Source organism: Pseudomonas sp. K5002 (genome assembly GCF_013386655.1).
Lineage (GTDB): Bacteria > Pseudomonadota > Gammaproteobacteria > Pseudomonadales > Pseudomonadaceae > Aquipseudomonas.
On record NZ_JACARK010000191.1, the window covers coordinates 1 to 233 of the forward strand.

Here is a 233-nt window from a genome sequence, read left to right on the forward strand (position 1 = left end):
AACTGCGCGACGCGGATCTCGGCGCGCACGCCGTTGGCGCTGATGGCCAGCCAGATGGTGCTCGACACCCGCCAGCAAAACGACCTGGGCATGCAGGAAAGCGAAGCCGTGCTGGATGCATTGGTCAGCCTGCTGCTGCCGGGGATCAGCGCCCGGGACAACGGTGTGGACACCCAGGAACGGCAGTTTCGCAAGACCATCGCCTACATCGATGCGCACATCGGCGCCGAAGA

1 pseudogene (running past one end of the window) is annotated in these 233 nt (G+C 64.8%); it reads left to right on the top strand.

The features are described 5' to 3' along the window. Positions 1–233: pseudogene (locus tag HX846_RS10730) on the top strand (helix-turn-helix domain-containing protein) (its annotated part continues 239 nt past the right edge of the window); the annotation flags it as partial.